Origin of the sequence: Bradyrhizobium sp. AZCC 1610 (assembly GCF_036924515.1) — a bacterium.
Lineage (GTDB): Bacteria > Pseudomonadota > Alphaproteobacteria > Rhizobiales > Xanthobacteraceae > Bradyrhizobium.
Window position 1 is genome coordinate 6,653,701 of record NZ_JAZHRR010000001.1, and the last position, 19,598, is coordinate 6,673,298.

Annotated in this window: 17 protein-coding genes, 1 other RNA gene and 1 pseudogene; 10 read left to right on the forward strand and 9 right to left on the reverse strand. The window is 64.4% G+C overall.

From position 1 onward, the window contains the following. Positions 1-55 precede the first annotated feature (55 nt). Both V1279_RS32635 and V1279_RS32640 read left to right on the forward strand, forming a co-directional pair. A complete protein-coding gene (locus V1279_RS32635; RefSeq protein WP_334444537.1) occupies positions 56-1,264 on the forward strand; it encodes a DNA recombination protein RmuC in 1,209 nt (402 codons plus the stop codon). 101 nt (positions 1,265-1,365) lie between these two features. Beyond that, entirely contained in the window at positions 1,366-2,736 is a 1,371-nt protein-coding gene (locus tag V1279_RS32640; RefSeq protein WP_334444539.1) for an AmpG family muropeptide MFS transporter, read from the forward strand. Positions 2,737-2,840: 104 nt separating this feature from the next. Here the strand turns inward: V1279_RS32640 and V1279_RS32645 are convergent, their stop codons facing one another. The 5 genes from V1279_RS32645 to ffs all read right to left on the reverse strand — a co-directional run bounded on the left by V1279_RS32645 (position 2,841) and on the right by ffs (position 6,297). Beyond that, positions 2,841-3,269, reverse strand: a complete 429-nt coding sequence (locus V1279_RS32645; protein ID WP_334444541.1) for a hypothetical protein — start codon at positions 3,267-3,269, stop codon at positions 2,841-2,843. 24 nt (positions 3,270-3,293) lie between these two features. Continuing rightward, entirely contained in the window at positions 3,294-3,899 is a 606-nt protein-coding gene (gene recR / locus V1279_RS32650) for a recombination mediator RecR (RefSeq protein WP_214489070.1), read from the reverse strand. A 1-nt stretch (position 3,900) separates the two neighbouring features. Continuing rightward, positions 3,901-4,221: a YbaB/EbfC family nucleoid-associated protein gene (locus V1279_RS32655; RefSeq protein WP_334444544.1), complete on the reverse strand. Its 321-nt coding sequence runs from the start codon at positions 4,219-4,221 to the stop codon at positions 3,901-3,903. 24 nt (positions 4,222-4,245) lie between these two features. After that, positions 4,246-6,090: a DNA polymerase III subunit gamma/tau gene (locus V1279_RS32660; protein WP_334444546.1), complete on the reverse strand. Its 1,845-nt coding sequence runs from the start codon at positions 6,088-6,090 to the stop codon at positions 4,246-4,248. Positions 6,091-6,200: 110 nt separating this feature from the next. Continuing rightward, positions 6,201-6,297, reverse strand: an RNA gene (gene ffs, locus V1279_RS32665) — signal recognition particle sRNA small type. Between the two features lie 54 nt (positions 6,298-6,351). On the opposite strand from ffs, the gene V1279_RS32670 reads away from it, so the two are divergent. From V1279_RS32670 to V1279_RS32705, 8 genes and pseudogenes are all read left to right on the forward strand, one after another. Next, the gene (locus tag V1279_RS32670; RefSeq protein ID WP_334444548.1) at positions 6,352-6,495 is read left to right on the forward strand and encodes a hypothetical protein; all 144 of its coding nucleotides are present in this window, start codon (positions 6,352-6,354) and stop codon (positions 6,493-6,495) included. Between the two features lie 57 nt (positions 6,496-6,552). Further along, positions 6,553-6,978 (forward strand): HIT family protein, encoded by a 426-nt coding sequence (locus V1279_RS32675; protein WP_334444550.1) that lies wholly within the window; start codon positions 6,553-6,555, stop codon positions 6,976-6,978. A gap of 4 nt (positions 6,979-6,982) precedes the next feature. Next, on the forward strand, positions 6,983-7,933 hold the full coding sequence (gene nudC / locus V1279_RS32680; RefSeq protein ID WP_334444552.1) for an NAD(+) diphosphatase: 951 nt from the start codon (positions 6,983-6,985) through the stop codon (positions 7,931-7,933). A gap of 80 nt (positions 7,934-8,013) precedes the next feature. Next, entirely contained in the window at positions 8,014-8,976 is a 963-nt protein-coding gene (locus tag V1279_RS32685) for a sugar kinase (protein ID WP_334444554.1), read from the forward strand. Between the two features lie 68 nt (positions 8,977-9,044). Then, positions 9,045-9,545, forward strand: coding sequence for an Lrp/AsnC family transcriptional regulator (locus V1279_RS32690; protein ID WP_334444556.1), 501 nt, complete (start codon positions 9,045-9,047; stop codon positions 9,543-9,545). Positions 9,546-9,665: 120 nt separating this feature from the next. Further along, positions 9,666-9,959, forward strand: a complete 294-nt coding sequence (locus V1279_RS32695) for a hypothetical protein (RefSeq protein ID WP_334444558.1) — start codon at positions 9,666-9,668, stop codon at positions 9,957-9,959. A gap of 21 nt (positions 9,960-9,980) precedes the next feature. Beyond that, positions 9,981-11,450, forward strand: coding sequence for a methyl-accepting chemotaxis protein (locus V1279_RS32700; protein WP_334444560.1), 1,470 nt, complete (start codon positions 9,981-9,983; stop codon positions 11,448-11,450). 114 nt (positions 11,451-11,564) lie between these two features. Continuing rightward, a pseudogene (locus tag V1279_RS32705) lies at positions 11,565-12,733 on the forward strand (IS110 family transposase). 573 nt (positions 12,734-13,306) lie between these two features. On the opposite strand, the gene V1279_RS32715 reads toward V1279_RS32705, so the two are convergent. The 4 genes from V1279_RS32715 to V1279_RS32730 form a co-directional block, all read right to left on the reverse strand. Then, positions 13,307-14,806 carry a phosphomannomutase/phosphoglucomutase gene (locus V1279_RS32715; RefSeq protein ID WP_334444564.1) on the reverse strand — a complete coding sequence of 500 codons (1,500 nt, stop codon included), beginning with the start codon at positions 14,804-14,806 and terminating at the stop codon, positions 13,307-13,309. 122 nt (positions 14,807-14,928) lie between these two features. Then, on the reverse strand, positions 14,929-15,432 hold the full coding sequence (locus tag V1279_RS32720) for a TIGR02281 family clan AA aspartic protease (protein WP_334446677.1): 504 nt from the start codon (positions 15,430-15,432) through the stop codon (positions 14,929-14,931). 239 nt (positions 15,433-15,671) lie between these two features. Continuing rightward, positions 15,672-18,149 carry an ATP-dependent helicase HrpB gene (gene hrpB / locus V1279_RS32725; RefSeq protein WP_334444566.1) on the reverse strand — a complete coding sequence of 826 codons (2,478 nt, stop codon included), beginning with the start codon at positions 18,147-18,149 and terminating at the stop codon, positions 15,672-15,674. A gap of 128 nt (positions 18,150-18,277) precedes the next feature. Next, positions 18,278-19,597, reverse strand: coding sequence for a UDP-glucose dehydrogenase family protein (locus V1279_RS32730; RefSeq protein ID WP_334444568.1), 1,320 nt, complete (start codon positions 19,595-19,597; stop codon positions 18,278-18,280). Position 19,598 lies beyond the last annotated feature (1 nt).

A 19,598-nucleotide genomic window follows, 5' to 3' on the forward strand; every position in this document is an offset into this window, starting at 1 on the left:
CATAAATGTTCCCTCTTCGTTCGCGAAAGCCGGCGAATCGGGCTACAAGTCGCGAATGAACGAGATTCTTTTCATCGTCGGCGACCTGCCGATCCACGTCGGCGAGGCGCTGGCAGGCTTTGGCGCGCTCGCATTGGTGCTGCTGCTGGCGATCGCCATCGTCATCGCCCGCTCCGGCCGCCGTGGCGCGGAACTGGCGATGGCGCAGGCGATCCGCGCCGACGAGTTGGAAGAGCGCCTGAGCGAGATGCTGCGGGCGCAGAGCGAGTCCACCGGCCGGGTCGACGCCATGGGCCAGGCGCTGGCCGGCCGCCAAGCCGAGATGGCGCGCGCGGTCAATGAGCGGCTGGATTCGGTGACCCACCGCGTCGGCCAATCGATGGAAGCGACCACGCGCCACACCATGGATAGTCTGCGCGTGCTGCATGAGCGGCTCGGCATCATCGACAATGCGCACAAGAACCTCACCGACCTGACGTCGCAGGTCACGACGCTGCGCGACGTGCTCGCCAACAAGCAGTCACGCGGCGCCTTCGGCCAGGCGCGGATGGAAGCGATCGTGCAGGACGGCATGCCGCAGGGCTCCTACGCGTTCCAGCACACGCTCTCGACCGGGAAGCGGCCGGACTGCGTGGTGTTCCTGCCCGACCAGCGTCCGCTCTGCATCGACGCGAAATTTCCGCTGGAAGCGATGACTGCGCTGCACGATGCGCGCAGTGACGAGGAAAAGAAATTCGCCACGCAGCGGCTGCGCAACGACGTGATGAAGCACGTCAACGACATCGCCGAGAAATATCTGATTACTGGCGAGACCCAGGATACCGCGCTGATGTTCGTGCCGTCGGAGTCGGTCTATGCCGAAATCCACGACGGTTTCGACGACGTGATCCAGAAGGCCTACCGCGCCCGCGTCGTGCTGGTGTCGCCCTCGCTGCTGATGCTGGCGATTCAGGTGATGCAGCAGATCCTGAAAGACGCCAGGATGCGCGACGCCGCCGACCAGATCCGCACCGAGGTGCTCAACCTCGGCGACGATCTGGGGCGCCTGCGCGAACGCGTGCTGAAGCTGCAGAAGCATTTTGGCGACGTCAACGAGGACGTCAGGCAGATCCTGATCTCCGCCGACAAGATCGAAAAGCGCGCCGGGCGGATCGAGGAACTCGATTTCAGCAAGACCGACGCGCCGGTGGAAGTGCCGCGCGTGGTCAAGGGCGGAACAGCCGAGCTGTTCCCCGTGCCGCGCAAGCTGCAAGCGGGGGAGTAGGCAGTTATTGCGCAGCTATAGCCACATATCAAACTGTCATCGCCCGGCTTGAAGCCGGGCGATGACAGTCTTTTTGTTGCAGAATCTGCTAACACCCCTCCATGACAGCACCAGAATCCACCTCCGTTTCACCTGAGAAAGCTGCCGCTCCCGCACCGTCCTGGCGCGAGGGCTGGGCCGTCTATCTTCAGCCGCGCGTGCTGATCGTGCTGATGCTCGGCTTTTCGTCAGGCTTGCCGCTGGCGCTGTCGGGATCGACGCTGCTGGTATGGATGCGGGAATCCGGCGTGGATCTCGGCACCATCGGGCTGTTTGCGCTGGTCGGCACGCCCTACACGCTGAAATTTGTCTGGGCGCCGCTGGTCGATGCACTGCACGTGCCGGTCTTCACGCGCGCCTTCGGCCGACGCCGCGGCTGGCTGGTGTTCTCGCAACTGCTCCTGATCGGTGCGATCTTGCTGCTGGCGCTAACCGACCCGGCGCGCTCGCCGCTGTTCGTCGCGCTCGGCGCACTGCTGGTCGCAACGATGTCGTCGACGCAGGACATCGTGGTCGATGCATTCCGCGTCGAAAGCCTGCCCGAGAGCGAACAGGCCGCCGGCATGGCCTCCTACGTCGCGGCTTACCGGATCGGCTTGCTGGTATCGACCGCCGGCGTTCTATTCCTGGTGAGCGCATTCGAAAGCACCGGCATCGGGCGTCACGCAGCCTGGATGTGGGGCTATGTTGCCATGGCAGCACTGGTGCTGATCGGCACCGTCACCGCGCTGGCCGCAACCGAGCCGGAACAATCGGTGCGTGCGGAGGCCAAGACTCGCGGCGAGACAGCTTTCTCGCGCGTCATGCATGCGGCCGTCGGGGCGTTCTCCGAATTTCTCGCCCGCAAGTATGCCTGGGTGGCGCTGGCCTTCGTGGTGCTGTTCAAATTCACCGATGCGTTTTCCGGCACGATGACCGCGCCGTTCGTGATCGACCTCGGCTTCACCCGCAACGACTACGCCGCCATCGTCAAGGGTGTCGGCCTTATCGCGACCCTGATCGGCGGATTTGCCGGCGGCTATCTGGCGCGGCGCTATTCGCTGGTCGCAAGCCTGTGGATCGGCGGCGTGCTGCAGGCGATCTCCAACCTGGTGTTTGCGTGGCTCGCCTATGTCGGCGTCAATCAATGGGCGCTGGCGGTCGCCATCTCGGCGGAGAACTTCACTGGCGCGATCGGTACCGTGATCTTCGTCGCCTATCTCTCGGCCTTGTGCCAGAACCCGCTGCACACCGCGACCCAATACGCGCTGCTTACCGCGCTCGCCGCAGTAGGGCGCACCTACCTGTCCTCAGGTGCGGGCTATGTGGCAGAGGCCACGGGCTGGTCGCTGTTCTTCGTGATCTCCGTCGCGGTCGCAGTGCCGAGCCTGATCCTGCTGGCGTGGCTGCAGCGGCGCGGGCATTTTGACGAATTGGGGCCGGTGAAGATTTAGTCCTGTAGCCCGGATGGAGCAGAGCGAAATCCGGGGGCCGGTGCGATGGCGGCTGAGATATCCCGGATTGCGCTTCGCTCCATCCGGGCTACGAAGTTCGCTGCTTAGTGCTTCGTCACCACGCTCCATTTGGTGATCACGGCTTCGCTCATCTGCCCGGCGTCCTGCGCACAGGCGACTTCGTCGACCTTGACGGAAATTTCCTTGCCGATGAAATTCTTCAGTTGCGCGGCCTGGGCGTCGCTGCTGGTGACGAGCTGGAACGTCTCAGGTCCCGTTTCGAGATTGCAGAGCCCGTTCGGCGGCGGCAGCCGGCGCGGTTCGCTGGTGATCTGGTAGGTCGCGGCGCGCTTGCTCTTCTTGCCGCCCTTCATAGCGTTGAGTTCGCCGGACAGGACGTCGCCGGCATTGATCGGCTTGCCGGGCTTCGGCGCCGGCTCGGCCTGCTGCGCCCATGCGGAAGGCGCAACCAGGGCTGCGGCCATGATGATGACCGCAAAGCGGGAGCGTTTGCCGAATCGTGGTTTCGTCATGTCGATCAGTTCCGTTGATGTGGGTTAGAACAGCGTTCGCTGCCGCATGGCAGCCGATAGCGTACCTTCGTCGAGATAATCAAGTTCGCCGCCGACCGGTACGCCGTGGGCAAGCCGGGTCACCTTGACGTTGGCGTCCTGCAGGAGATCGGTGATGTAATGGGCGGTGGTCTGGCCATCAACCGTTGCGTTCAGCGCCAGAACGATTTCGCTAACTTGTGATTCGTGCGCGCGGGCCACCAACGCGTCGATGGTCAGATCCTGCGGACCGACGCCGTCGAGTGGCGACAATGTGGCGCCGAGCACGTGATAGCGGCCGTTGGTCGCATTCGCCCGTTCCAGCGCCCAGAGATCGGCGACGTCGGCGACCACGACAATGGTCGAGGGATCGCGGCGCGGGTCGGTGCATACCGTGCAGGGATTTTGCGTGTCGATATTGCCGCAGGTCTTGCAGACCTGAATCTTGTCGATCGCGACCTGGAGCGCGCCGGCGAGCGGCGTCATCAGCGCCTCGCGCTTCTTGATCAGGTGCAGCGCCGCGCGCCGCGCCGAGCGCGGCCCCAGCCCCGGCAGGCGCGCCAGGAGCTGGATCAGACGTTCGATTTCGGGGCCGGCAACGCTTGCTGCCATTTCAGGTGAGGCCAAGCCCGGGCGGCAGGCCGAGCCCGCCGGTCAGCGCCTGCATCTTTTCCATCGCCGTGGTTTCCGCCTTGCGCCGCGCATCGTTATGCGCGGTCACCAGCAGATCCTCGAGCACTTCACGCTCCTCGGCCTTCATCAGCGACTGGTCGATCTTCACGCCCTTCACTTCCATCTTCGCAGTCATGCGTACGGCAACCAGCCCGCCGCCGGAAATGCCCTCGACCTCGAGATTGCCGAGCTCTTCCTGCATCGCCTGCATCTTGGATTGCAGCTCCGCCGCCTGCTTCATCATGCCGAGAAAATCAGCCATTTATCCGTCCTCTCGAGAGTCCGATCAGTCGTCGTCGCCGTCGGAAATCTCGTTCAAGTCTTCAGCGATAATACTGGATTCCGGCGGCTCGGCGGCAAGCCGGCGCACCTCGACCACCTTGGCGCCTGGAAACCGCGCCAGCACCTCCTGGACGCGCGGATCGGCTTCCGCGGCGCGCGCGTGCTCGTTCCTCGCCTGTTCGTTCTGCGATCGCAGCGTCGGCTGGCCGGCCTCGTTGGAGATGACCACGGTCCAGCGCCGCCCGGTCCATAATTCCAGCTTGCGGGAGAGGTCGTTGACCAGCCCGCGCGCCGCATGGCGCTCCAGCGCCACCTCCAGCCGCCCGTCCTCGAAGCGAACGAGGCGCATATCGGATTCCAGCGCCGTCTTGGTCAGGATATCGCGTTTCTCGCCGGCCAGCGCGACCAGTTGCGGAAAAGTGGTGATCCGCAGGACGGGCGCGGACTCCGTTTGGGCCGATGGCGCCACCATTTGCGGCCGCGCAGACGCTTCAGCGCCGGAGCGGGGCGAGACAGGCGTCCGCATCGGCGAAGCCGCAGACATTGAAGATACCGGTGCGGTGGGCGCAGCCCGTGACGGCGCCGCGCCGCCGGAGGCAATTTGCGATCCGCCGCCGTTCTGGTCGAGCATCCGGATCGCCTCGTCCGGCGTCGGCAGGTCGGCGACATAGGCGATGCGGACCAGCACCATTTCCGCGGCCGCCGCCGGCCGGGTCGCGGTCTGCACCTCGGTGATACCCTTGAGCAGCATCTGCCACATCCGCGACAGCACCCGCATCGACAGTTTTGCGGCGAACTCGCGGGCACGGACGCGCTCGGTCTCGCCGAACGCGACATTGTCGGCGGTGGCCGGCACGATCTTCACGCGGGTGACGAAATTGACGAATTCGGCGAGGTCGGACAGCACCACGACCGGATCGGCGCCGACGTCATACTGCGAACGGAATTCGCCAAAGGCGCTGGCGATATCGCCGCGCGCCAGATGCTCAAACAGGTCGATCACCCGGGTGCGGTCGGCCAGGCCCAGCATCTGCCGCACCGCGTCGGCACGGACAAGGCCCGCCGCGTGCGCAATCGCCTGATCGAACAGGGAGAGCGAATCGCGCACCGAGCCTTCCGCGGCGCGCGCGATGATGCCGAGCGCCTCGGGCTCGACCTCGACGCCTTCCTTTTTCGCGATGCTGGAAAGATGCCCCATCAGCACGTCGGCCTCGACGCGGCGCAGGTCGAAACGCTGGCAGCGCGACAGCACCGTGACCGGGACTTTGCGGATCTCGGTAGTGGCGAACACGAATTTGGCGTGCTCGGGCGGCTCTTCCAGCGTCTTCAGGAAGGCGTTGAAGGCCGCCGTCGACAGCATGTGGACTTCGTCGATGATGTAGACCTTGTAGCGGGCGCTGGCCGGCGCGTAGCGCACGCTGTCATTGATCTGGCGGACGTCGTCGACGCCGGTATGGGACGCCGCGTCCATTTCCAGCACGTCCATGTGCCGGCTTTCCATGACCGCCTGGCAGTGCACGCCGAGGTCAGGCATGTGGATGGTCGGCCCCTTCACCGACCCGTCAGGCTTTTCGTAGTTCAGCGCGCGGGCGAGAATCCGCGCCGTGGTGGTTTTGCCGACACCGCGGACGCCGGTCAGGATCCAGGCCTGCGGAATCCGGCCGGTTTCGAACGCATTCGAAACGGTGCGGACCATCGCCTCCTGGCCGATCAGGTCGTCAAAACTGGACGGGCGATATTTTCGTGCCAGCACCCGGTAGGGCTTGGCCGTCTCGCCCTGGCCGCCGAGGCCGAAGCCGCTCTGGCCGGCGTCGTCTGACTTGTCGGGGGGAGCGCCAGCATCACTCATCGGTCGATCCGCAATTGATTGTCTCTCGGGGCCGGCTTGCGGAAAGGAACGAAACCAGGCGCAAGGCGCGGACTTTTCCGCTCTCCTTGCGCGATTCGCTCGAAAAACAGGTAGGAGACTGACGAGCGACCCGATCCGGACCTCGTTAGGGCTGCTTCCTTCCGGACCTGACCCGGTTGGCGAGTGGCTCGTCCACCGCCAATCTCCCGGTCCTTATTTGGGGCCAAAAGGGTCGGAAAGCAAGCGGGGTTGGTGGGTGCCATGCGCTGGAACTACCCCCGTTTCGTCAAGGCCGGGCTTGACCCGGCCATCCACGTCTTGCTTCTTCCAATTCAGCGCAAAAAAGACGTGGATGCCCGGGACATCCCGGGCAAAAACGCGCTTCGCGCTTCTGCCCGGCCATGACGGGTGTTGTTTGCAGGGCCGCCCTCTGCAATCCTACTTTGAGGATCATAGACCCTAATGCCCTCTGACGCCTCCGCCTGGTCGCTGCATTCCCAGCTCAAAAAGGACACCATCGACATCGGCGACCTGCCGCTGTGCAAGGTGCTGGTCATCAAGGATGCGCATTACCCGTGGCTGTTGCTGGTGCCGCGCCGGGTGGGTGCGGTGGAAATCATCGACCTCGACGAGGTCGAGCAGGCGCAGTTGATGACGGAAATCTCCCGGGTCTCGCGCGCGCTGAAAGAGGTCACCAGATGCGACAAGCTCAATGTCGCGGCGCTGGGCAACCTGGTGCCGCAGTTGCATGTCCACGTCATCGCGCGGCGCACCAGCGACGCGGCCTGGCCGCGCCCGGTCTGGGGCGTGATGCCGCCGCTGGCGCATGACGCCGAGGAAGTACAGAATTTCATCAACGCGCTTCGCCGCAAGATCTGGTTGGGTTGAACCGATGTCCGCATTCGATAAATATCCGCTGGGGAAGCCCGCTTTCGTTACCCACATTCTGGATCGCGCCGCGCATCTGCGCACCAATGACGAAAAACTGTTCGCACTGGAGGGCCAGCGCAACGCCGGCGCCTATGTGATCTACCGCGACTCGCTTCTGGTGAGGCAGGAGGCGGATGGACCGCGCGTGCTGCTCGGCGTCGAAGAGGCGGTGAAGCTCGGCGCCAATCCCGGCACGATCTTTTTAGGCCTGCGCGACGGCGCGCCTGTTTTCGGCATGGGCATTTCGGCCGCGGCCGTCGAGAAGCTGATGACGCGCGACGACGTCGCCGTCACCGAGCTGCGCGGCATGGCCATGCAAGGCACGGTGCCGCCGGAACAGCTCTCCGCCATCGCCATGGCGAAATCGATGGTGACCTGGCATCAGCGCCACGGCTATTGCGCCAATTGCGGCACCCGCACGGCGATGAAGGACGGCGGCTGGAAGCGCGAGTGCCCGAGTTGCAAGGCCGAGCATTTTCCGCGCACCGATCCGGTCGTGATCATGCTGGTCACGCATGGTGAAAAATGCCTGCTCGGCCGGCAGAAGCAGTTTTTGCCCGGGATGTGGTCATGTCTGGCCGGCTTTGTCGAAGCCGCCGAGACCATCGAGGACGCGGTCCGCCGCGAGATTTTCGAGGAATCCGGCATTCGCTGCACCGACGTGAGCTATTACATGACGCAGCCATGGCCCTATCCGTCATCGCTGATGATCGGATGCGCCGCGCGCGCGCTCAACGAGGATATCGTGGTGGACCGCACCGAGCTCGAGGACGCACGCTGGTTCGATCGCGCCGAGGTCGCCCTGATGCACCGGCGCGAACATCCTGACGGCCTGTTTGCGGCGCATCCGTTCGCGATTGCGCATCATCTCATCGGACGCTGGGTGCATGACGGAAAAGAGACTGGTGCATAGCGGGAACCGTCCATGGACCAGTCGATTAACTCGGGATCTTGGTTCCGACTGAAGGCGGAACCGACATGACGGATTCCCAGATGAACTTTCAAGACAAAGCGCCCACAAGGCCGCCGCGGATTCTCTGCATCGGCATGCCGGTGCGCGACCTTACCTTCAATACACCCGGTGTCCCCGGGCGTGGTTCCAAGGAGAATGCGACAGGTTTCGACGAAATCTGCGGCGGCAACGCGTTGAATGGCGCAATTGGCATCGTGAGGCTCGGCGGCCGAGCCTCGATCTGTGGGCCTATGGGTGATTCCAGGGAGACGTCCAGTCGTTTCATCTTCGAGCAGATGGCGCATGAGGGCATCGACACAAAGCACCTCATTCACATGCCGGGGCTGGTGACGCCGATCTCGGCGGTGATGATCGATCCTTCCGGCGAACGCACCATCGTGACCTTCCGCGATCCGAAACTGTGGCATGTGAAATTGCCCGATTTCGACACACTGCTGGACGATTGCGCCGCCATTCTCACCGAGAGCCGCTGCGCCGAATTCTGCACCGAGCTTTGCGCCGAAGCTATCAGGCGCGGCATTCCCGTGATCGTCGACGTCGATCGCGCGATGTCGCTGCGCGAGGGTCTGCTGAACGCCTCCTCCCACCTGGTGTTCTCCAGCGAACCGCTGCAGGAAACTGCAGATGTCACCGACGACGCCCAGGCGCTGAAGAAGATTGCCAAACTGACGCCGTCGTTCCTGGCGGGAACGCGGGGACCGAGAGGCACCATCTGGCTCGACGAGAACGGGGAGATCCAGGAAACCCCGGCCTTCCCGGTGCATACGGTGGATACCCTTGGCGCCGGCGACGTGTTCCACGGCGCGTTCGCGCTGGCCATCACCGAGAAGCAGGAATTGCGGCAGGCGCTGCGATTCGCCTCCGCCGCCGCGGCGCTGAAATGCACCCGTTTCGGGGGTGCCTTCGCCGCCCCGCAACGTGCTGAAGTTGAGGAGTTTTTAAGCCACGGCCAGGCTGCAGACCGGGCGTCGACCGGCCAATAGCAGGGCTTGCTATAGAAGAATTTTCTATATATTAGGGGATATGATCTCCCGTATGGAACATTCTTCTCATGACCGATTTAGCCGTTCAGCTCCCTGAAGCCAACCGCCGCTTAGACGCCATCGACCGCAAGATCCTGACCGTGCTGCAGGAGGACGCCTCCCTTTCGGTCGCCGAGATCGGGGACCGGGTCGGGTTGTCGTCGACGCCGTGCTGGAAGCGGATCCAGCGGCTGGAGGCCGACGGCGTGATCCTGCGCCGGGTGGCGCTGGTCGACCAGAACAAGATCGGGCTGGGCATTTCGGTGTTCGTCTCGGTCGAGAGCGCCGATCATTCCGAGGCGTGGCTGAAAGCCTTCGCCAGCGCCGTCAGCGCCATGCCCGAGGTGATGGAGTTCTACCGGATGGCCGGCGACGTCGACTACATGCTGCGCGTCGTGGTCGCCGACATGGCGAGCTACGACGTGTTCTACAAAAAGCTGATCAGCGCCGTGCCGCTGAAGAACGTCACCTCGCGTTTTGCGATGGAGAAGATCAAGTCGGTGACCGCGCTGCCGGTGCCGGCGGCGTAAGTAACCTCCGTAATTCTACGGAGCGGGTCCGTTCACCGAACATTAGCCCTGTGTCCATAGACACGGGGGATGGGTCGGAATGTCACACTCAGCCACCGATGGCCCGCATGGCTTAACGCCATGCTGTTGCTGATCGCCAGCTTCACCGGCATCGCAGGACTGTCGTTTCAGGCCCGTCCAGGCGCTGAAGTCGTGGCCGTAGCATTTCCCGTTTGGTGGGATTCTCAGCAGGCCTTCTCGGCCGCCGCTTCAGCCAATGCTGCCATCGTCCGCGTGACCGCCGTTCCATCGCTGCTGGTGGTGCGGCCCGACGGCGTTGAGGGATTGTCACGGCTGCACGAGGCCGGGGCCTGGTTCGCAATCGATCCGCAAGCGATCGTGGCCTGTTTCACAAACAAAGCAGCTATTTATTGAATGCATATTGGGAATCCGGAAATGACCATTGAAAGCGATGATCTTGCAGCTTTGCGCGAAACCACCAGCAAGGCCTTGCTGGGATTGCTCTGGCTTCATGTTCCCATGGCGCTCGTCATCGGCCTGATGCGCGATAGCGGCTGGCTGGCGCCAACCGCGCTGATGGCGGCGATGGCGCTGGCCGCGACCCTGTCGTGGCGCACCTCGGGTAACGGGCTTTCGACCCGGCTGATCTTTGCCGTCGCCCTGATGGGCAGCGTGTCGGTGTTTACCTTCCAGTTCGCCGGCCATGCTTGGCAGGTCGACACGCACATGTATTTCTTTGCCACGTTGGCGTGTCTCCTCGCCTATTGCGACTATCGCCCGATCCTCGCCGGCGCGGTCGCGGTCGCGCTGCATCATCTGGTGCTGAACTTCCTGCTTCCGGCGGCGGTCTATCCCGGCGGCGCCGATCTCGGCCGCGTCGTTCTTCACGCCGTCATTCTTCTGATCGAGGCCGGCGTGCTGAGCTGGCTGGCGGTGAAGCTGTCCGGCCTGTTCGAGACGACCGCGCAGAAGACCGCCGAGGCGGAAGCGGCAAATGCCGCCGAAGCCCGAGCCAATATCGACCGGATGACCGCCGAACGGCAGGCCAAGCAGGACAGCGACACGGCGCGCCGCGAACTCGCCGCGGGCTTCGAGCGCAAGATCGGCAGCATCGTCGAGGCGGTCGCGTTAACCGCCAACGAGGTGCAGGGCCTCTCCACCTTGATGAGCAAGAGCAACGCGGAAACCACTCGGCATACCGCAGAGGCAGCGGCCGCCTCGACCCGGGCCTCATCGAACGTGGAAACGGTTGCGGCGGCGACCGAGGAGCTGACGGCCTCCATCAGCAACATTGCCCAGCAGGTGACGCGCTCCGCCGAAATCGCAAACAAGGCCGCCGAAGAGGCTCGCCGCACCAACTCCGTGGTTGAGGGGCTTGCCGCCGGCACCCAGAAGATCGGCGAAGTCGTCACGCTGATCCAGAGCATTGCGAGCCAGACCAACCTGCTGGCGCTGAACGCCACGATCGAAGCCGCCCGCGCCGGCGAACATGGACGGGGATTTGCGGTGGTGGCGAGCGAAGTCAAGGCGCTGGCCAATCAGACCGCGAAAGCAACGGAAGAAATCTCGGCGCAGGTGCAGGACATCCAGACGGCCACCAGCCAGGCCGTCAGCGCCATTCAGGCGATCGGCGGAACCATCGCCGAGATCGACGAGATATCCAATGAAGTCGCCGCCGCCGTCGATCAACAGGGCGCAGCGACGAGGGAAATCGCCGGAAATGTGCAGCAGGCGGCTAACGGTACGCGGGACGTCAACGGCAACATTCTCAGTGTCAGCCGTGCTTCGGAAGAGGCGGGCCGGGCAACATCGAAGCTACTGGATGCTGCGAACGGTCTGTCGTCGCAATCCGACCAGCTGAAGTCCGAGGTCGACAGCTTCCTGGGCTCGCTGCACGTGGCGTAAGAATTCGAGAACACTGTCATCGTCCGCGAAGGCGGACGATCCAGATGCTATGGGGGGAGCGGCGGCGAGGGTGTGGATACCCTCGAGCGCCGTGATCACGCAATGGAGCACCCCATGTCGCAATCGTTTGACGCCAGCAGGTCCCTCACCGCCTTCGAACAGGATAGCACGTTGGTCGCAGTGATCGAGATGAGCCAGTCGAAGTGGCTTGTTGCGGCTGTGATCCCGGGGGGCGAGCGCCAGCCCCTGAAGAAGCTTGGTGCAAATGCGGACGCTCTGCTGAAGCTGTTGCAGCGCTGGCAGGATGAAGCGCGCAAGGCCGGGCGGACGGTCAGGCGGATCGTCTGCGCCTATGAGGCCGGGCGAGACGGATTCTGGCTGGCGCGCTGGCTGCAGGCGCGCGCCATCGAGGCCTACGTCATCCATGCCGCAAGCATCGCAGTGTCCCGCGAGCACCGCCGGGCCAAGACCGATCGGGTCGATACGGAACTGCTGATGCGCTCGTTTCTCGGCTGGCTGCGTGGCGAGAAGCGCCATTGCAGCATGGTCGCGATCCCGACCATGGCGGAAGAAGATGCGCGGCGGCCGAGTCGTGAGCGGGAGAGCCTCGTGGGCGAGCAAACACGGATCGTCAACCGGATCAAGGCTGTCCTCGCCCTGTTCGGCATCGGCGGGTTCAATCCGAGGCTGCGCAAGGCGGCGCAGAAGCTGGAGACACTGCACACCGCGGAAGGAACACCGTTACCGGAAAATGCCCACGCCGAATTGCGCCGCGATCTGGAGCGGCTGCGCCTGGTGCACGACCAGATCCACATCATCGAAAGTGAACGGTTGCGCCGGCTCGCGCTCGCGCCGGCCGCAACGACAAGGCCTCACGCGATGGTTCGTCTGATCGCAAGGGTTTTTGGCGTCGGCATTGAGACCGCCGACATGCTGGTAAATGAGGCGCTGGCGCGCAAGCTGCGCGATCGCAAAGCTGTTGCGCGCTATGCTGGACTGACCGGCGCGCCGGACGAGAGCGGCAAGCGCCGGCGCGAGAAGGGACCCGCGCCGGCAATGGTCGGGTCCGCCGCGGCATGATCCAACTGGCCTGGCGCTTTCTGATCTTCCAGAAGGATAGCCGGCTCGTCCGCTGGTTCCGCGAGCGCACCGCAGATGGCCGCAGCGCCACGCGCAAAACCATGATCGTGGCGCTGGCGCGCAAGCTGCTCATCGCGCTGTGGCGGCTGGCAACCACCGGCGAGATGACGGAGGGGCTCAGGCTGCGCCCGGCCGGAACCTGACCATGCAGCTTCCGCAACCCCAACACGATTGACGGTTCGGCAGCCGGCAGTCTGCCGACGACATCCGAGGTGGCGGTGATCCGCCGGAATACATGGCCTTTGCGCCGCGACCCAGAATGGACCCGCCGCCCCGGAGCTTCGCCCCCGATGCGCATGCATGCATCATGGTTCTGGTCCCGATCGATCAACCGAATACAAGTCTGCGACGCGGTATCGCGTCCACGGTGGGCTCGCCTCGGAAATCGTCCCTATGCCGCTAACGCCAAACCTCGTCCCGCCCTCAAGCCTGCCGCCGGGCTCACGACCGTCAAGGGCTGCGTCGCTCCGCGATGGCCTGCGGCCACCCTTGACCGTCGTTCCGCCCAGGCGGCTAGTCGTCTCGGGGTCGGGACGAGGAGATGTCGGTCTTCGTCGAACAAGGAGACGATAGCAATGATCTGACAACGCTCACTCTTGATCACCCCCATACAAGTATTCCAGAGACGTCAGTGACCTAACAGGAAAGCCGCGGCGTACTGGATCCCCGCCTTCGCGGGGACGACGAGCGCGTGTTAGGCAAACACCGTCCGCCCCTCAAATCTTCTGATTATACGCGCCGACCTCCGGATGCGTGCGCAGCACGGAATCCATCGCCTCGAACATGTCGCGCATGCGCGCTTCGCTCACCGGGCTCTCGACCACCACTACCAGCTCCGGCTTGTTGGATGACGCCCGCACCAAGCCCCAGCTTCCGTCTTCGACGGTAACACGCACGCCGTTGACGGTGACGAGATCGCGAATCTTCTGGCCTGCGACCTTGTCGCCGTTCTTCTGCAACGCTTCGAAATGCTTCACCACGGCGTCGGCCACGCCGTATTTGGTTTCGTCGGCGCAATGCGGCGACATCGTCGGCGACGACCAGGTCTTCGGCAGCGCATCTTTCAGGTCCGCCATCGACTTATCGGAGGCGCGATCGAGCATCTCGCAGATCGCAATCGCCGAGACCAGGCCATCATCATAGCCACGGCCGAACGGCTTGTTGAAGAAGAAGTGGCCGGATTTTTCGAAACCCGCCAGCGCGCCCATCTCGTTGGTGCGGCGCTTCATGTAGGAATGGCCGGTCTTCCAGTAGGCGGTCTTGGCGCCCTGCTTTTGCAGCACCGGGTCCGTCACGAACAGCCCGGTGGATTTCACGTCGACCACGAATTGCGCATCCTTGTGGATCGCCGACATGTCCCGCGCCAGCATCACGCCGACCTTGTCGGCGAAGATTTCCTCGCCGGTATTGTCGACCACGCCGCAGCGGTCGCCGTCGCCGTCAAAGCCTAAGCCCACATCGGCCTTATGCTTGAGCACCGCGTCGCGGATCGCGTGCAGCATCTCCATGTCTTCGGGGTTCGGATTGTATTTCGGGAAGGTGTGATCGAGTTCGGTGTCGAGCGGGATCACCTCGCAGCCGATCGCTTCCATCACCTGCGGTGCGAACGCGCCTGCCGTGCCGTTGCCGCAGGCGACCACGACTTTCAGCTTGCGTTTCAGCTTCGGCCGCTTCGTCAGATCCGCTATATAGCGCGCCGGAAAGTCCTCGTGGAATTGATAGGAGCCGCCGGCCTTGTTGTTGAAATCGGCGTTGAGCACGATTTCCTTCAGCCGCGTCATCTCGTCGGGGCCGAAGGTGAGCGGGCGGTTGGCGCCCATCTTCACGCCGGTCCAGCCATTGTCGTTATGCGAAGCGGTCACCATCGCGACGCAGGGCACGTCGAGATCGAACTGCGCGAAATAGGCCATCGGTGTCACCGCAAGCCCGATGTCGTGCACCTTGCAGCCCGCCGCCATCAGGCCGGAAATCAACGCGTATTTGATCGAGGCCGAATAGCCGCGAAAATCATGACCGGTAACGATTTCCTGTTTAACGCCGAGTTCCCTGATCAGCGCGCCGAGCCCCATGCCCAGCGCCTGAACGCCCATCAGGTTGATTTCCTTCTCGAACAGCCAGCGCGCGTCGTATTCGCGAAAGCCGGTTGCCTTCACCATCGGCCCGGATTCGTAGGCATAGGTATTGGGAACCAGCACGGATTTGGGCTTCGGGAACATGGGGCAGCCTTGTCAATAAATTGCGAGGGAACACCGCAGCCATAGCGAATACGCCGGCCCGGCGATAGGCGGGACCGGCGCCTTGTGGCGGCTAATTGCGGCGGATTGGTAACCGAGAAACCTTACTGTTCCAGCACCATCTTGCCGTTGGCGTATTCAAAACGCTTCAGCTTCGACAGGAACGACAGGCCGAGCAGGTTTTCCGACAGCGCCTCGTCGGGCAGCACCACGGCGTCGACGTCGCGCACCACGAGGCCACCGAGTTCGATCATGGCAAGCCGGGTGCGGGCGGCCTTGATGGTGCCGTTGGCGGTGGTGACGGTCGCATTGTAATCGCCGCGCGAGGGACGCAGGCCGAACCGCGCCGCGGACTTCTCGTTCAGCGCCACCAGCGAAGCGCCGGTGTCGATCATGAAATTGACGCGCTGACCTTCGATGCGGCCGTCAGTCAGGAAATGGCCGCGGGCGTCGCGGGGAATATTGAGGCTGCGGCCAGAGGCCTGCGCGACCGTTTGGGTGGGAGCTTTTGTCGGCGATGCGCTGGCGGAGGCCGGCGCCGGCGACATCTTGTCCGCCATCTGCGCCATGTAGGTACCGAGACCGACGAGAACGGCGGCAACGATCATCAGGTTACGCATTACGCCACACTCGATTGCCAGACCGCCGATAACATCACGCCTGGGGCCAAGCCGCGATTAACAGAGGCGGCCAAGGCTGCCATTTTGACGAAAAGGATGAGTGAAGCGTTAACGCCCGAGATCGTCATACGCGGGCTCGACCCGCGTATCCATCAATCTTCAATAAAAGGCTTCCCTGAGGAGGGATGGATTGCCGGGTCAAGCCCGGCAATGACGGCTCTGCGCCCTCACGTTCCGCGCGGCTTGACGCGGCGGGTCGGCAGCGCGGTCGCCGGGTCTTCCGGCCAGGGGTGGCGGGGATAGCGGCCGCGCAGGTCGGAGCGCACGGCCGCATAGCTGCCGCGCCAGAAGCCCGGCAAATCGCGCGTCACCTGCACCGGACGCTGCGCCGGCGACAGCAATTCCAGCACCAGCGGCACCGCGCCCTTGGCGATCGAGGGATGAGTGTTGAGCCCGAACAATTCCTGTAAGCGAACCGCAATGGTCGGGCCCTGCTCGGCCTCGTAGTCGATGGCCAGCATGGTGCCGGTCGGCGCTTCGAAATGCGTCGGCGCTTCGCGCTCCAGCCGCGTGCGCAACTCCCATGGCAATAGCGTCATCAGCGCGTCGGAGAGATCGCCGGGCGAAAGCTCCTTCAGCGAGGTCTTGTCGTATAGTGCCGGTACCAGCCAATTTTCGCTTTCGGCGGCGAGCGCCGCGTCCGACAGATCGGGCCAGCTATCGCCTTCCGCCTTGCGCAGGAACATCACCCGGTCGCGCCATTGCTTCAGGGATTTCGACCACGGCAGTTTGTCGAGCCCGGCGGCAATCAAACCCGTGGCGAAAATGTGCGCGGTCTCTGTCGAGGGCGACAGCGCGACCGGCGCTTCCGACAGCGTGATCGCGTGCAGCGTCCGCTTGCGGCGCGCACGCAGCGCCATCGCGCCGCGATCGAACGAAATCTCTTCCCTGTCCTCGATCTGATCGGCGAAGCGCATTTCGATATCTTCTTGCGCGATCGGTGCCGCCAGCAGAATCCGCCCCTGGGCTGCGGTGCCTGTCAGCTCGGCGACCGCGATATAGGGCGCGCGCGCCAGCGACGAGGTTTGCTCGACGGCAGCGCCGCGGCCATTGGCCAGCACGAAACTACCATTGCCGCGATTGCGCGCAACGCGGTCGGGGAAGGCGAGCGCCAGCATGATGCCGGTGGAGGGCGAGGCATCCTCGCTGGGCGGCCCTTCTGTCGCCGCCACCTGCTGCGCCCAGCGCTGCGCGAGGCTGCGGGCGCTACTGGCGCGCGGCGAGCGGTCGCGGCGGAACTGATCGAGCCTGTGGTCGAGATCGACGCTGTCGCCACCGAGGCCGCGTTCGGTCAGGATCGCCGCGATGTCGGCCGCCTCTTCGCCCGCGCCCAGCCGATGCGAATCCACGATCATGCGCGCCAGCCGTGGCGGCAGTGCCAGCGCCCGCAGGCTCTGGCCCTCCGCAGTGATTCGGCCGTCGGAATCGAGCGCGCCGAGTTCGTGGAGCAGGCTGTTGGCCTCCTTCAGCGCGGGCGCCGGTGGCGAATCGAGAAACGCCAGCGTCGTTGGATCGCGGACGCCCCATTGCGCGAGATCGAGCACCAGCGAGGACAGATCGGCCGAGAGAATTTCTGGCTGGGTGTAGGCGGCGAGCGAAGCGGTCTGCGGCTCGTCCCACAGCCGGTAACAGACGCCGGGCTCAGTACGGCCGGCGCGGCCGCGGCGCTGATCGACCGCGGCGCGCGAGGCGCGCACCGTCTCCAGCCGGGTCAGGCCGATGTCTGGCTCGTAGCGCGGCACGCGCGCCAGACCGGAATCGACGACGATGCGCACGCCCTCGATGGTCAACGAGGTCTCCGCGATCGAGGTCGCCAGCACGACCTTGCGTTGGCCTTTCGGCGCCGGCGCGATAGCGCGGTCCTGCACGGCGGCGTCGAGCGCGCCGAACAGCGGCACGATCTCGACGCTCGCATCATGAACCCGCTCGCTGAGAAAATTCTGCGTGCGGCGGATTTCGGCGGCGCCCGGCAGGAAAGCCAGCACCGAGCCGGGATCAGCACGCAGTGCGACAGCGATCGCATCGGCCATCTGCCGCTCGATCGGTGCATCCGCCTTGCGGCCGAGGTAGCGCGTCGCCACCGGAAAGGCACGGCCTTCGCTGGCAACCACCGGCGCGTCGCCGAGCAGTTTGCCGACCCGCGCGCCGTCGAGCGTCGCCGACATCACCAGGATGCGCAAATCCTCGCGCAAGCCGGTCTGCGCATCGCGTGCCAGCGCGAGCCCGAGATCGGCATCGAGCGACCGCTCGTGAAACTCGTCGAACAGCACGGCGGCGACGCCTGATAGTTCAGGATCGTCGAGGATTTGCCGCGAGAAAATGCCCTCGGTGACGACCTCGATCCGCGTCGCGCGGGATATCTTTGAGCCGAAGCGGACGCGATAGCCGACGGTCTCCCCGGCCCGCTCGCCGAGCGTCCGTGCCATGCGCTCGGCACTGGCGCGGGCCGCGATCCGCCGCGGCTCCAGCATGATGATCTTTTTGCCTTTCAGCCAGGGCGCGTCGAGCAGCGCCAGCGGCACCCGCGTGGTCTTGCCGGCGCCGGGAGGGGCGACCAGCACGGCGGCATTGTTTGCCGTCAGCGTGCGCCCGAGTTCATCGAGCACCGCGTCGATCGGGAGTGGGGTGTCGAAACTGCGGGGCAAGGTCTCACCAACTCGTCATGCCCGGGCTTGTCCCGGGCATCCACGTCTTTTTGGTGCGGTTACAAAACAAGACGTGGATGGCCGGGACAAGCCCGGCCATGACGAACTCCTGACGCCGCGTCGGCGCATCAAGTTCTCGGGCCAGCCGCCCGGCCGACGCTGTCATAAGTGAAGCCATGGGCGGCCATGTCTTCGGATCGATAGATATTACGCAAATCCACCACGACGGGCTGCGCCATCTCGCTCTTGATTCGCTCCCAGTCGAGCGCGCGGTATTGTACCCACTCGGTGACGATCACCATGGCGTCCGCCCCCTTCACGCACTCATACGGGTCGTCGCAATATTCGATGTCGGGCAATTCCTTGCGCGCCTGCTCCATGCCAACCGGATCGTGCGCGCGTACCTTGGCGCCCATGTCGAGCAGGCCGGTGATCAAAGGAATCGACGGCGCCTCGCGCATGTCGTCGGTATCCGGCTTGAAGGTGAGGCCGAGCACCGCCACGGTCTTGCCGCGCAGGCTACCGCCCGCCGCGTTGGAAACTTTTCGTGCCATCGCGCGCTTGCGGTTGTCGTTGACACCAAGCACCGCCTCGACGATGCGCAACTGCACATCGTGATCGAGCGCGACCTTGACCAGCGCGCGGATGTCCTTGGGAAAACAGGAGCCGCCAAAACCCGGGCCGGCGTGCAGGAATTTGGTGCCGATGCGGTTGTCGAGCCCGATGCCGCGCGCGACCTCCTGTACGTCGGCGCCGACTTTTTCGGAAAGATCCGCCATCTCGTTGATGAAGGTGATCTTGGTGGCGAGGAACGCATTCGCCGCGTATTTGATCAGTTCAGCGGTGCGCCGCGCGGTGAACATCAGCGGCGCCTGGTTGAGCGACAGCGGCCGGTAGACGTCTCCGAGCACCTTGCGCCCACGCTCGTCATCGGTACCGACCACGATGCGATCGGGGAATTTGAAGTCGCGGATCGCAGCGCCCTCGCGCAGGAATTCCGGATTGGACGCAACCACGACGTCAGCCGATGGGTTGGCCTCAACGATCAGCCGCTCGACCTCATCGCCGGTGCCGACCGGCACGGTCGATTTTGTCACCACCACCGTGAAGCCGGACAGCGCGGCTGCGATCTCGCGCGCGGCGCTGTAGACGTAAGTGAGGTCGGCATGGCCGTCGCCGCGCCGCGACGGGGTGCCGACCGCGATGAACACCGCGTCGGCTTCCGCGACCGGCGCGGTCAGGTCGGTGGTGAAATCCAGCCGCTTGGCCTTGACGTTGGACGCCACCAGGGCGTCGAGCCCGGGTTCGAAGATCGGGATTTCGCCTCTGCGCAGGGCTTCGATCTTGCCGGCATCCTTGTCCACGCAGGTGACATGGTGGCCGAAATCCGCAAAGCAGGCGCCGGATACCAGCCCCACATAGCCAGTGCCAATCATGGCGATTCGCATG